General features: G+C 33.9%; 16 protein-coding genes. 7 read left to right on the plus strand and 9 right to left on the minus strand.

Going from position 1 to position 12,099, the window contains the following annotated elements:
- Positions 1-12: 12 nt before the first annotated feature.
- The 6 genes from BMW63_RS05720 to BMW63_RS05745 all read right to left on the minus strand — a co-directional run bounded on the left by BMW63_RS05720 (position 13) and on the right by BMW63_RS05745 (position 4,278).
- The gene (locus BMW63_RS05720; protein ID WP_449403942.1) at positions 13-306 is read right to left on the minus strand and encodes a DUF4134 domain-containing protein; all 294 of its coding nucleotides are present in this window, start codon (positions 304-306) and stop codon (positions 13-15) included.
- A gap of 179 nt (positions 307-485) precedes the next feature.
- Entirely contained in the window at positions 486-959 is a 474-nt protein-coding gene (locus BMW63_RS05725) for a hypothetical protein (protein WP_074722182.1), read from the minus strand.
- A gap of 180 nt (positions 960-1,139) precedes the next feature.
- Positions 1,140-2,342 carry a hypothetical protein gene (locus tag BMW63_RS05730; RefSeq protein ID WP_074722184.1) on the minus strand — a complete coding sequence of 401 codons (1,203 nt, stop codon included), beginning with the start codon at positions 2,340-2,342 and terminating at the stop codon, positions 1,140-1,142.
- 51 nt (positions 2,343-2,393) lie between these two features.
- On the minus strand, positions 2,394-3,266 hold the full coding sequence (locus BMW63_RS05735; protein WP_074722186.1) for a helix-turn-helix domain-containing protein: 873 nt from the start codon (positions 3,264-3,266) through the stop codon (positions 2,394-2,396).
- Positions 3,267-3,314: 48 nt separating this feature from the next.
- Positions 3,315-3,542 (minus strand): hypothetical protein, encoded by a 228-nt coding sequence (locus tag BMW63_RS05740; RefSeq protein ID WP_074722188.1) that lies wholly within the window; start codon positions 3,540-3,542, stop codon positions 3,315-3,317.
- 40 nt (positions 3,543-3,582) lie between these two features.
- A complete protein-coding gene (locus BMW63_RS05745; protein WP_074722190.1) occupies positions 3,583-4,278 on the minus strand; it encodes a hypothetical protein in 696 nt (231 codons plus the stop codon).
- A 334-nt stretch (positions 4,279-4,612) separates the two neighbouring features.
- On the opposite strand from BMW63_RS05745, the gene BMW63_RS05750 reads away from it, so the two are divergent.
- The 6 genes from BMW63_RS05750 (at position 4,613) to BMW63_RS05765 (ending at position 8,134) form a co-directional block, all read left to right on the plus strand.
- The gene (locus BMW63_RS05750) at positions 4,613-6,088 is read left to right on the plus strand and encodes a tetratricopeptide repeat protein (RefSeq protein ID WP_245744878.1); all 1,476 of its coding nucleotides are present in this window, start codon (positions 4,613-4,615) and stop codon (positions 6,086-6,088) included.
- 285 nt (positions 6,089-6,373) lie between these two features.
- Positions 6,374-6,562 carry a histone H1 gene (locus BMW63_RS05755; RefSeq protein WP_074722192.1) on the plus strand — a complete coding sequence of 63 codons (189 nt, stop codon included), beginning with the start codon at positions 6,374-6,376 and terminating at the stop codon, positions 6,560-6,562.
- 249 nt (positions 6,563-6,811) lie between these two features.
- The gene (locus tag BMW63_RS18355; protein WP_245744880.1) at positions 6,812-6,988 is read left to right on the plus strand and encodes a DUF4172 domain-containing protein; all 177 of its coding nucleotides are present in this window, start codon (positions 6,812-6,814) and stop codon (positions 6,986-6,988) included.
- Positions 6,989-7,117: 129 nt separating this feature from the next.
- Positions 7,118-7,294, plus strand: coding sequence for a hypothetical protein (locus BMW63_RS18360; RefSeq protein ID WP_245744882.1), 177 nt, complete (start codon positions 7,118-7,120; stop codon positions 7,292-7,294).
- Between the two features lie 31 nt (positions 7,295-7,325).
- Positions 7,326-7,778 (plus strand): Fic family protein, encoded by a 453-nt coding sequence (locus BMW63_RS18365; RefSeq protein ID WP_245744884.1) that lies wholly within the window; start codon positions 7,326-7,328, stop codon positions 7,776-7,778.
- 173 nt (positions 7,779-7,951) lie between these two features.
- Complete coding sequence (locus tag BMW63_RS05765; protein ID WP_074722677.1) at positions 7,952-8,134, plus strand: histone H1; 183 nt, start codon at positions 7,952-7,954, stop codon at positions 8,132-8,134.
- 118 nt (positions 8,135-8,252) lie between these two features.
- On the opposite strand, the gene BMW63_RS05770 is transcribed toward BMW63_RS05765, so the two are convergent.
- Genes BMW63_RS05770 through BMW63_RS05780 form a run of 3 tightly spaced genes read right to left on the minus strand, consistent with a single transcriptional unit; the run spans position 8,253 to position 9,780 of the window.
- Positions 8,253-9,239: a type II toxin-antitoxin system HipA family toxin gene (locus BMW63_RS05770; RefSeq protein ID WP_074722194.1), complete on the minus strand. Its 987-nt coding sequence runs from the start codon at positions 9,237-9,239 to the stop codon at positions 8,253-8,255.
- Positions 9,236-9,565, minus strand: a complete 330-nt coding sequence (locus BMW63_RS05775; protein WP_074722196.1) for a HipA N-terminal domain-containing protein — start codon at positions 9,563-9,565, stop codon at positions 9,236-9,238. Before BMW63_RS05775 ends, BMW63_RS05770 begins: the two co-directional genes overlap by 4 nt.
- Positions 9,562-9,780: a helix-turn-helix transcriptional regulator gene (locus BMW63_RS05780; protein ID WP_074722198.1), complete on the minus strand. Its 219-nt coding sequence runs from the start codon at positions 9,778-9,780 to the stop codon at positions 9,562-9,564. Before BMW63_RS05780 ends, BMW63_RS05775 begins: the two co-directional genes overlap by 4 nt.
- Before the next feature lie 407 nt (positions 9,781-10,187).
- Here BMW63_RS05780 and BMW63_RS05785 point away from each other — a divergent pair, with 407 nt between their 5' ends.
- Positions 10,188-10,370 carry a hypothetical protein gene (locus BMW63_RS05785; RefSeq protein WP_074722200.1) on the plus strand — a complete coding sequence of 61 codons (183 nt, stop codon included), beginning with the start codon at positions 10,188-10,190 and terminating at the stop codon, positions 10,368-10,370.
- Positions 10,371-12,099 lie beyond the last annotated feature (1,729 nt).

Below are 12,099 nucleotides of genomic sequence, written 5' to 3' on the forward strand. Positions count from 1 at the left end.
ATTTACAAAGCTTTAAACTCCAAAAAATGACTTGATTACGGTGGTTACAACAACTAGAAAGACACAGCTGCCAAACCATGCTGCTGCTACTTTTCCTGTATCAGGATCGCCCGCGTTCCATTTCTGATAGACTTTAACAGCTCCTATCAGCCCTAGTAATGCACCAACAGCGTACATCAATTGTGTACCTGCATTAAAATAACTTCTCACTTTTTGATTGGCTTCATTAATCCCAGCGAGGCCATCCTGTCCATATCCTTGGTAACTAAATACCAGCAATACGATTATACTAACGCAGATCACCATTTTTTGTCGGCTCATTCTTCGAATATTCCAATTGTACTCTTTCATAATTCCTTGTTTTAAAATTCCATTCGTTTTAAATAATGTAGAGCATCCCACTGTCTCAATTTCTCCTTCCTGTCACATCAAGCCATACCGCACTGAAATGGACAGGGGCAATTCCTCTACTTTATAATATTGTTTTATTCGTTCCACAAGTCTTCGACCTCTACATGGCTTAAACTCATTGTATCTAGTTTTTCACATTCTGAAATAATCAGCTCACTGACTAAGGATCTAAAAGGAGATTTTTTAATACTTGAGTATTCGGTAAGTAGTGAACTGAGATGTCCAATAAATTCTGATTTGATGACTTCTCTTTGACTTGCATCCTTTACCATATTTTTTAACTTATCAGCAAAAGCATCTATATCACCAATAGTTTCTTCTGATTCTCCAAATGATGGCTGTTTGCAAGTATCCGTAAAATTTTGTGGATGAACTACATCATAATCAATTTCTAAATCCTTAATTCTGTGATTCCGAAGTTTCCGCTTTCCTGTCGCAATTTCTGTGATGTCAAATAAATAATATCTAAATCCAATAACTAGATACCAACTGGCTAATAGCAGTACAATCACAAAGATGTAATTGCCCCATGAAATGTTTGTAAACATAGTTTCTTAATTAAATGTTCAACTTCCTTTTTTTCTTTTCCTCAAACACAAAAAAAATTGATGTTTGATTTCATAAGTCAAAAGAACAATTAGTTAACTTTGCTCACAAGTACAACTTTAAGTTGTACCCTTTAGTACCCCTGATTAAAAGACCAATATAACACGCTTCCTACACAAAATTTAATAGCTATTTATTTTTGTGATCATCTTCTCTAACGTGCGAATTGCTACTACTTTATCACGGTCTTCTGCATTGTAAGACTTACTTCTTACAGATTGATAGGAAAGCTCTTTTTTAAATGGAGTAGATAAATAAGGTACAATACTTTTAAATACTTGACTCATGGAGCGGGCTTTTACCACACGAGATTCATCTGCAGCTCTCAAAATAAGAGCTATCTGATCGCACGACAAATCACACTCCATTTTAAAATTGGATTCCATTGCCGTTATGTCATTTTTAGGTGATGAGTCAATTACCTCTTCCTCTCTAGATTTTATTTGTTGCTCCAAGTAGCGAATTTCATGCTGAAACCACGTTAATAAAACCTCTTTCAAATTTGGTTCTTGCGGGTCAAACATTCTTTTGGGTTTACAATTGAGCTGCCCAAATTCCTTATAAATACATAAAATAGCAGCAAACCTATCTCCAAGTGTAGCATAGTGATCGAGTTGGTTTAGTATCTTATTTTTCAAGTAAGCACTGTATTCCTGGCAATTGAAATTAAAACTTATCAATATTTGATCTGCTACAGAATATATAGTGCTTTTTACAATTGGTAGTGCATCACTAGCTAAGGCATTCAATAATTCCTTTCTATACACTATTTCCCTGTAGGTACTTTTATGCGTGTGTTCCGATCTCACTTTTTGATATAGTTTTGATATAACAAGTTGTAAAGGTTCTTGTGTATCAGAAGACGTCAAAATATTTTTTTTAATACTATCCAGCTTGGACAGTATTTCTCTTTTGGAAACTATTTGATAGGTGATCGGAACACGCTCATCCAAACTAAGGTACTTGTAAAAGCGATTTTCAACAAAAGATAATAAATCCTCTAACACAGCAATAACTGTAGTCCCGATATTATGAAGATGGGGTTCTTTAAAAAAATCATGCTGCTGATTTTCAATGCTACAATCTAAAAGATAAATAAAAGTGGAATGGTATTTTCGAACCAAATGTCGAAATTGCCTCTTTTTTCGAATAGAAAAAATTTCTTCCTTAATCTGGATCTGAATCCTACGGGATTCTTTTAAAATATGCGCAACAAGCTCCTTACTTTCAGCAATAGTTATGGATTGTAGTACCCCACTCCTTGCATTAAGTTCCTGTACTATTAAACAATCGAACCATTCTAAGTGGTATTTTTTTTGTATCATAGAATTGTTTTTATTGGTTGTGAAAAACAATTGATTAGGGGAGAAATAGATCTACTTGCTTAAACTGTTTCGGTAGACCGTCGGTGATTTTCCAACATGCTTTTTAAAAAAGGTGCTAAAAGTGGAAGAACAGTTAAATCCCAAATCTTCTGCTAAGAAATTTATTGTAATTTGGTAGTCTTCAAGCGCATTTTTCGCCTCCATGATAAGGGTTTCTTCAAGGATTCTTTTTACTGATTTCCCTGTAGTATATTTAACTACCTTATTCAGATGACCAGGAGTTACATATAAAACGCCTGCGTAAAATTTCACGCTGTGCTGCTCTTTAAAATGAATGGCAAGAATATTTAAAAATTGAATGGTCAAATTTTCATTTCTTGTAAAACTCAAGTGGTAATCACTCACAAAATGCCCATAAATACAACGGAGTTCATATAAAAAGAGATTAAAACTAATACGCTGCAACTCTGTTGATACATGCCGAATCGCTTTATCACTGTTCACTTGATACATCAACTTATAGATTAGCGATACCACTAAATAACTTTTAAGATCTAAACTCAACTTTCCAATACTCTGACCACTAAGAAAATAAAAAGCGTCAAGAAGGTCTTGCTTGTTACAATTTTCTATCGCAAAGGCTGTACTGAAGGAAAGGTAGAATAGTTTTAGCTGAGGATCCGTCTCTAAAATGACTAAAGGTGCCCCTTTAGAAAGGACCACTAAATCATGGGCGAACAACTCCAAAAAAACGTCATGAAAAGAAATTCTTAGACTGCCTGATTTTATAAGTAGTACAGCCGTATTACTTATAAGGAAAGCTTCATGTCCCTCTTTTTTAAGTGGACAGTCTTTTAGAATTTGAACATCTAAGCCTTTAACAGGAAGTTCATTTAAATCGATATGTAGTAAAGTCATTATCATAATTCACTCGTTTCAAATAAAAAGGAATGCTGGCAAACTAAAGACGTACTAATCGTTCTTATTTGATTTTTCGACAACAATCAAAAAAATGAAATACAGATTCATCAGGGTTGCTACAAAAAGTAAATACCCCATCGTTTGAGTACTCACATTTTTCTTGCGACCGTTAAACCAATAGCCAACTATTTCATCATAGCTTAATAAATCTATAATGAAATAGAGACTAATAAGGTTAAATATGACCAACACTAAAGAAAAGTAAATGGGTAGTTTCATCAGTAACAAGATCAATTTTTGTTATAAAAAGATTATCTGATTATAAGTAATAACGCAGATGGGCAATTACAGAAATGAGTGAAGCCTGAAAAGGATGAAACCCTGATGCTACTTTTTTGTTCCCAACGGAGATTTCCCAATCTCGATCTTTATGCCCCCCTTCTGCATCAAGTGCGTATCTGGTAACTGAGGTAATTCCTAAAATCGTTTCCAATTCGAAGCTTGTTAGATCAGAAGAGTCCATTATTCCAGCTTCATATGTGGTAATGAAATCATACAATAGATTATACTCTGCTTCCTTATTTTGAATGAGAGATACAAAAAAACCGAGTAAACTACTTTCTGCCGCTTCGCTCAATGTACCTGAAGCTAGTGTTGATATAACCACAGTTTCAGGATTATTTATACTGATACTAATACCGTCTTCCGTAATCAATATATTGCTTTTACCAAAAACATCTGGAGCCTTCAACTTTGCTCCCATAAAATTTACTTGAGTCGCTAAATCTTCAATAGTTTTAGAATATCCATGAATCTGATAGTACTCCGAAAGCCAAATACCATATTTTTTCCCAACTTCATCGTAAGGATTAGCATCATTTGCTGGACCCAATTGTTTCAATGTACTTGCTTGCACAGAAACACTACTAACTTCTTCAACTACATCTCCATATTCATCCGTAGAACAGGAAATCATTACTAAAACAACAAACAAACCTAAAAATAAATTTTTCATAATTATTAGTTATAAAATGTGACTGAGAACCATATCTCCGTTCATTTACCCGGGTAAGCAGAACCTTTATTTAGCACGATGCTAAACTTTTTGCTTTTGAATTCGGAACAAATCTATATGCTCTAAAGTACCTATACAACAATATAGTGGTGGGTTTTCACGATTTTAACTATCGATTTTCACGAAATCAATACAGTTTTTTTGAACCAATAAGACACTATTTATCAGCAGATTATAGTATTTTTGAAATACACTTTGTTGAAAAGATTCCAGTATCTATATCTTAATACACAACGAGTGTTTTGCAACTACCCCGAATTTAATTGATGTGTTTATGAAGAGATTTTTTATACTACTGTTATTTGTACCCCTGTGGATACAATCTCAGAATACCTCGTTCAAAGTTCCAGACTCCATTCAAAATAAAGATTTTGTTTATTTGGAAGACCGAATAGATCAGTTTAAAGATGACAGTACCAGAGCTGCCATATACTTATTTACTTATATCAACAAAGCGAAAAGGGAACACAACTGGCAGGAACTTAAAAACGGTTATCAAAACTTAATGCACTTGTCCCCTTCATCGATGCGGATAATTTACGCTGACAGCATGGTATATGCAGCAAAAAAGGCGAAAGACAATGCCGCAATAGGTAGTGCGTTCTTAACCAAAGGAATAGTTTTGTTTTCCAATAAGAAATACAAAGAGGCATTAGATGACTATCTGATTGCTAACGAATATATAGCTAAAACAAATGATCAATACTTGATTTATAAAGTAAAATACAACATTGCTCAGCTGAAGAACAGCATGGGGTTTTATGACGAAGCCATCTCTTTATTGAGAGAATGTGTAAACTACTATAAAAAGAATCATGACAGAGCATATCTGAATTCACTCCATTCACTGGGACTGTCTTATAATAAAGTGGGGAACTACGGCTTATGCTCTATAACTAACGAGGAGGGAATCAAAGAAAGCGCAAAGCGTGCTAGTCCAGAAATGAGTGCTTATTTCCAGCACTCGGAAGGTGTAAACCAATATTTTCTACATAATTATCAAAAGGCTATTACTAACTTAAAAAGTACAATGCCTGAAATAGAAAGTAACAATGATTTTGCCAATGAGGCTGTAGGGAATTTTTACATTGGGAAAAGTTATTGGGAACTAAAAAAACATGAAACTGCCATCCCCTATTTTAAAAAAGTGGACCAGATTCTAAACAGTAAACAATTTATAAGACGAGATTTATTAGAAACTTTTGCATTATTAATTAACTACTACAAAACAAAAAAAGAAGATAAGCTACATTTGTATTATATAGACCAACTACTTATTGCAGATCATTTGCTGCTTGAAACTAACAGCTACCTGGTCTCCAAAGTGAGTAAGGAATATGATAATAAGAACATTTTGATTCAAAAACAAAAATTGGAGCAGCAAGTAAATGGACAAAAATCCAACAACTTAATTTTCATAGTCCTTGTAACACTAATATTCTTGACTCTTCTTTTCGTAAGCTATCGCAACTTTAAAATCAAAAGTACATACAAAAAAAATTATGACGCACTGATGAATAAAAGCATCCAGCCTATAAAAGAAATCACCCCAATACAACATGCTGGAATAGCTGACATCAATGCTGTAGCGGTTACTGAATTAATTAGGCAATTAGAAAAATGGGAACAGGGAAAGAAGTTCCTAGATAAAGAAATTACCTTAGTAAAACTAGCCGCTACTTTTAACTCTAATACTAAATATCTTTCTCTTGTTGTTTACCATCACCGCCATAAGAAGTTTGTTACCTAAGTTAATGACCTAAAAATAGATTACCTTATAAACGCACTTAAAGAAAGTAAAATTCTGCAACAGTATACAAATAAAGCACTGGCTGAAGAAATTGGCTTTAGTTCTACCCAACGATTTGCGAATGCTTTTAAAGCAAGAGCCAATATGCCTGCAGCTTTTTATGTAGCACAACTTAATAAAGAAGAATAGAAAGTGGTGTTCTAAACAAGAGAATAACCCATGTTTTATACTCTAAACAACAGCATAAATCAATATTTTTACGTAAAAACTTAATAAAAAAAAATCATGAAAGATCTTATTCAAAAAATTAATGCCGAGTATGCAACATTTAAAACTGAATCCGAGTCGCTAACTGAAAAAGGTGTTAAAGCAGCTGGAGCAAGAGCTCGTAAAGCCACTTTAGAGTTAGAGAAACTATTAAAAGAATTTAGAAAAGTTTCTGTAGAAGAATCAAAAAATAAATTTAATTTATAATTACAAAGCCCATTCGTAATGGGCTTTTTCATAAGTCTTTTTTGTTTTCAAAATTAAAGTACTACTTTTCAAAAGGCTTAGTAACTATTTATTCACCTATATCCTTACCCGTTTTAAGGATTTATCGTTTTCTGTAAAATGTGCAATAGGGTTTGATCTTAGAATTGCTTGAACTCAATAGTCTATTTGTTGTAATTATGCGCTGATTAAAGTTTATATTCACCGCATATCATTTAATATGCGGTAAATATGTATATTCATCAAAAAAAAGATTGGCCAAAATTCACTTGGGATCCAGATGCAATCACTCCTTTGCTTGGAGAAGTTAGGCATAGACAAGGCAAAATACTTGGGGTGATGCAAGGACTTGGTTTTCGATTGCAAGAGGAAACAGTACTCAAAACGCTAACATTGGATGTACTATAGTCCAGTGAAATTGAAAAAGAACAATTAAGTCCATAACAGGTTTGCTCTTCCATTGCAAGACGTTTAGGTATTGAAATTGCGGGTGCTGTTCCTGCGGAACGCAATGTTGAAGGTGTTGTCGAAATGCTATTGGATGCTACTCAACTATATAATGAACCTTTAACTGATGATCGTTTGTTTGGATGGTATGCAGTCCTTTTTCCAACAGGACGAAGTGGTATGTACAAAATAAAGACAACAGCTTGGCGAGAAGATGCCATACAAGTAACTTCTGGCCCAATGGGGAAAAGAAACAATCCACTTTGAGGCTCCAAGCGCAGATAGAGTACTTCAGGAAATGAATACTTTTTTAGATTGGTTTAATACCAATCAAGATATTGACCATGTATTAAAAGCAGCTTTTGCTCATTTGTGGTTTGTTACTATACATCCATTTGAAGATGGCAACGGACGTATAACAAGGGCTATAACCGATATGCAACTGGCTCGTGCCGATCAAAGTAAACAAAGATTTCACTCTATGTCAGCTCAGATTCAAATAGAACGTACTCAGAATTATGATATATTAGAAAGTCCCCAAAAAGGCAATTTGGATATTACAACCTGCTTGAAATGGTTTCTGAAGTGCTTATTGCATTCGATGGCGCAAACCGATGAAACTATTGCCACAATTTTAAAGCGTGTACAATTTTGGGAAACGCATCTTACAACTGATTTTAACCTACGTCAACAAAAAATACTTCATCTTCTTCTTGATGACTTTTTTGGAAAGCTTACTGTTTCAAAATAGGCCAAAATTACTAAAGTTTCTACAGATACATCCCTTAGAGATATACAAGATTTAACAGCTAAAGGTATCCTGATACAAGAAGGAAGTGGTAGGAGTACGTCGTATAAGCTGCTTACGAACTAAAATAGTTTAGCATAATCTTTTAAAAATATTTTTTAATCTACTTCTAAAAAATCAACGAAGAATTTGAAACATTTAAAACAGAATCTCAATCTCTAATAGAAAAAGGGGTTAAAGCTGCAGGACCTAGAGCTCGTAAAGCAACATTAGAGCTTGAGAAAATATTAAAAGAGTTTAGAAAAGTCTTTGTACAAGATTCAAAAAAACAATATTTTCCTAAAAAAAACCTCGTTTAAATCCTTTTAAACGAGGTTTTTAGGGTTATCATGCAAATTAAATTTTTAAAGTCCTAGGTCAAAAACTACCAGCAGCACTTTTTTATATTTTTGTGGTACATAATACTACATAGAAAGCTTATCCTTTCATCAATTGTTTTAAACGTCCTTGGTAAGACTGCCAATAATTTCTTTTCGTGGCATCGTTTAAGAAAGAAGCAACTACCATTTTTTCTACCAGTTCTGACTGTGATAACATTAACACCATGATATCATTAAAGTTTTTTTCACTGATCCCTATCTGCTCAGCAAGGACAAAGAATTGTTGCCTTATCTTTCCTTGAGCTAAATTTTTAGGCAATAGTCCATCATCCAACGCAAATTCTTTATCTTCAATGTGAATACGGCTATTCAACAGGTCATAAGCAGGACTTAGTCTATAATCTCCCATAGCGGTTTGCAGTAAAGAAAAGTTTTTAAAATGAGCATCTCCATTTGAAAACAGGTAATTGAATACCAATATTTTTATCAGCTTTGGTGCTTCCAGCTTATATGCAGGTAAATATTGCTTCATTAATTGAAATAACTCTAAATAACTTCCTAAATACTTATAATGTTCTCCATAGGTTTGTGGTGTCCTTCCTGCCAAAGAGGCAAAATCATCTTGAGCCAGTTTTGTGCCGTCTTCTTTTACATCAAACCGTTTGGTTATGTAAGCAGGAGAACCATTCTTAAAAAATATTAATGCATTTTCGGCTGTTTCTATTCCATAGACCTGACGGGCAATTTGCATAGTTAAATGCTCATTAGCGGGCATTTGGTCTAGTTTTTTACCCGCACCGGGAATGGGTTTCAGAATATAAGTACCAGGTTCTCCTTCATTAATAAGCCTTAACTTGTTTTTTTCAAGCACTACAGAAAATTTTTCCTGCACTCCTGAAATTGACATACGCTTGCGGTTTTCTTCAAAAAGCGCAGCTGCTTCAGGATTCGATCCCGGAGAATCGTAAGGCAATACGTGATTTACTTTTTTACCATGAAACACTCTGTTCAAACAGGTTCTACTATACGTATCAAAACCTTCTGCCAATGTACCTGGACAATATTTTATTTCAGGTAGACTCATAAATCTTCTATTTTAATAACTCTAACAGCACCGATGCTGTCGTTTTTTGCGGTAATCATCAGTAGTCCAAAATAATCGTCTAGATCAATTCTATTGTATTTACACACAACTTGTTTGTTAGGTCCCTCTGGTAACATATTATAAAAAAATGGAAATAAGAATTCTGAATGAAACTCTTGTTCCTTTTTAGGCAAAGTAAGGCTGATTCCTGGCTTAGTACTGTCTGCTATCCAAGAATCATGATAGCGGAATGTAAACGATCCATTATCGTGTTGTGTCAATAAACCCGCTTCTTCGTCTTTAAACAGTATTTTTGCTTTTCTCATTCGTTACGGGATAAATTTTTAACTTGAAGACCAACCTCCATACCTAGGACATCTGCTAACTTTGATAAAGTAAGTAGTGTAGGATTTCCTTTTCCACTTTCAAACTGTTTAAGCGTTCTTAAGCCTACACCAGATAGTTCTGCCAAAGTTTCCTGCGTGACCTGGAGTTCCTCCCTCCGCTCTTTTATAGACTTTATTAACTCTTCGAAGTGCATTATACGGCTCTTTTTTATACAAATATATAAAAAATAATATTAATTATATCAAAAAGAGCATTAAAAAGCACTAATTTGTGTTTTTTAATAATTTTTAGCAATAAATTCATGATATAGTGCATTTAATAACACTATATAATCGACTGTATTTGCAAATTTTTTCTTTTTTGTACCTTATTCCTCCTTATAGTATCAGTCCTAAAAACTATTAACCTCTTCCCTTCACCCCTATCTAACATCTAAAGGTGTTTTTAAACCCTGATTTTTCATGTCCTTTTATATTTCATACCATCTAAATACCTTGCAAACAATAGCACCTTTCATGTCACAGCATATTAACTGAAAAAGCATCTAATTGCAACTCAACTTTTTAATGAATCATCAGTATAACCATAAAGCAAATAGTTATGATAACAATTACAACACAAATTTTTATTTTTATTCCAGCGATGGTTATCCTATTTTGGATCATGCCTGATAAAAAAATCAAAGTAATCTTTGGAGAAATTAGAAAAACACTTCAGATATTACCTATCTCTAAGATAGCTCAAGCCATAATCAGTTGGTCAAAAAAGAAAAGTGATCCTTAAAATACAATATTCCTTGAAGCAGCAGCATATAAATCCATCAACATAAAAGAAGTAATTAATACTGTAAATAAATTGAGAACTTAATTTACAAATGTGAAGTTAGGAAGCTACTTAGAACTAAAGCATTTTGATCTTTTGTTGAACAACTATTTTTTCTAAATAAATAACTTCCGATTATACTGGTTTAAATAATCTTAAATAGGAGTCGATATACCCATATCGCGTATTGCGATTTCCGATATGATTCTATTTCTACTATTATATATTGAGTTTAAATTACCTTTTTTTTTATTTGAATTCAAAAATCTTGATTAAAACAGCCAAATCTAGTAGTTTACTACGTAATTATTACGATACTAAATGAACTTGTTTTTATATCAATTTCCTTAATATAGTAAATAAGTTTGTTTTATTTACTTCACTTTCATCGGTTAATGAGCAATTTATTTGCCTAATTCTACACTTAAATTTTGCCCAAATGTTGAGCAAAAAATCGTCATAAAAGCGAAAAATGATTCAAGTTAAATTCTTTTTCTATTCTTATTTTTAAGAATGCAATACATCACTAAAATTTCCCGTTAGCAAATTCGCTTTTCAAGTTTAGAAGACGCAATACCTCCGGACAATCAAGTTCGGTTTATAGACGGTTTTGTAGAATCTATAGATTTGATAAAGGGTGTTTTTCAGTTCAGATACTCAAAAAAAAAGGTGGTCAGAGGTACAAAAGTAAAATAGTTCAAAAATTTATAAATAGAACTATCATAACAGTGAATACCATTCCGCACCATTGGGATTATTTTCTTAATTGATTTTTTTTGTGGGCACAAGCGAGACGCTTGTGCCAGCCTGCGCTTGCGGTAGAACGACTATATTGCCGTTTATCAGGATGTATTATTTGTGAAATTATGATAAAAGGAGGTTTTTTCACAGCCTTACGGTTTTCAGCTACAATAAGTTGGCGATTTCGAAGCACTAAGCTGTCTGCCACCACTGAACTTGATACGAAGTACCAAGCTTCATTTAACAACTAAACCGCCAATTTTTGTAGGTGCTGTGTGTGTCTTGCATGCACTTCTAACTCCTCAAAAGCAGCAATTTTACCGATAGGGTGCAAGTCCCTTATCGACAAGTTGTTGTTTAATATTGAGCTGATTAGCAAGTGACAAGCTGGTTTGGAGTGATCCATGCAGTAAAGATTATTACGAAAGCAGTACCTTCCTTAATTTTTGTCTGTACCGAGGAACACAAAGCGCATAAGAGGCTAGCTAAATTGGGTAAGCATGCACTGCAATGCAAAGCCTTAAGACAACTGGTTTATTTACTAGATGCGTCGGGGATAGACGGAAAGAGAAAGTGCTTATCGAGGGAGGACTTCACATCCACGAGTTGGTTAAGTAAAGAAGTCAGTAGAAGTCATAGTACTTAGGGTAACGAGTTACCAATGGAAACGGTATAGGACTCACAAACAAGGAAGGACCTAACGCAAGTGGTTACCCAAGATGATTTAATCGGGTTTCGTTTGTTCCTTTTAAATGATTTAGAAGAAATCTTTAACACCAAAGCAATCCCAGTAAAAAAGTGGCTTAAATCCACCGAAGTAAGAGAAATGCTCAGCATTTCTAACGGAGCACTACAAATCTTACGAATCAAAGGAATTCTAATAGAGAGGTTTTTAAAATTTACTTCACCATCATCCTTTTTCGCACACCTCTTTTGACTGCTTCATGAC

The organism is Flavobacterium frigoris (assembly GCF_900111075.1).
Classification (GTDB): Bacteria; Bacteroidota; Bacteroidia; order Flavobacteriales; family Flavobacteriaceae; genus Flavobacterium; species Flavobacterium frigoris.

Excerpts from the sequence above, each read along its gene's own strand:
- BMW63_RS05720 (WP_449403942.1), bottom strand. The coding sequence starts at position 306 with ATGGTGATCTGCGTTAGTATAATCGTATTGCTGGTATTTAGTTACCAA.
- BMW63_RS05725 (WP_074722182.1), bottom strand. The coding sequence starts at position 959 with ATGTTTACAAACATTTCATGGGGCAATTACATCTTTGTGATTGTACTG.
- BMW63_RS05730 (WP_074722184.1), bottom strand. The coding sequence starts at position 2,342 with ATGATACAAAAAAAATACCACTTAGAATGGTTCGATTGTTTAATAGTA.
- BMW63_RS05735 (WP_074722186.1), bottom strand. The coding sequence starts at position 3,266 with ATGATAATGACTTTACTACATATCGATTTAAATGAACTTCCTGTTAAA.
- BMW63_RS05740 (WP_074722188.1), bottom strand. The coding sequence starts at position 3,542 with ATGAAACTACCCATTTACTTTTCTTTAGTGTTGGTCATATTTAACCTT.
- BMW63_RS05745 (WP_074722190.1), bottom strand. The coding sequence starts at position 4,278 with ATGAAAAATTTATTTTTAGGTTTGTTTGTTGTTTTAGTAATGATTTCC.
- BMW63_RS05750 (WP_245744878.1), top strand. The coding sequence starts at position 4,613 with ATGAAGAGATTTTTTATACTACTGTTATTTGTACCCCTGTGGATACAA.
- BMW63_RS05755 (WP_074722192.1), top strand. The coding sequence starts at position 6,374 with ATGAAAGATCTTATTCAAAAAATTAATGCCGAGTATGCAACATTTAAA.
- BMW63_RS18355 (WP_245744880.1), top strand. The coding sequence starts at position 6,812 with ATGTATATTCATCAAAAAAAAGATTGGCCAAAATTCACTTGGGATCCA.
- BMW63_RS18365 (WP_245744884.1), top strand. The coding sequence starts at position 7,326 with ATGAATACTTTTTTAGATTGGTTTAATACCAATCAAGATATTGACCAT.
- BMW63_RS05770 (WP_074722194.1), bottom strand. The coding sequence starts at position 9,239 with ATGAGTCTACCTGAAATAAAATATTGTCCAGGTACATTGGCAGAAGGT.
- BMW63_RS05775 (WP_074722196.1), bottom strand. The coding sequence starts at position 9,565 with ATGAGAAAAGCAAAAATACTGTTTAAAGACGAAGAAGCGGGTTTATTG.
- BMW63_RS05780 (WP_074722198.1), bottom strand. The coding sequence starts at position 9,780 with ATGCACTTCGAAGAGTTAATAAAGTCTATAAAAGAGCGGAGGGAGGAA.
- BMW63_RS05785 (WP_074722200.1), top strand. The coding sequence starts at position 10,188 with ATGATAACAATTACAACACAAATTTTTATTTTTATTCCAGCGATGGTT.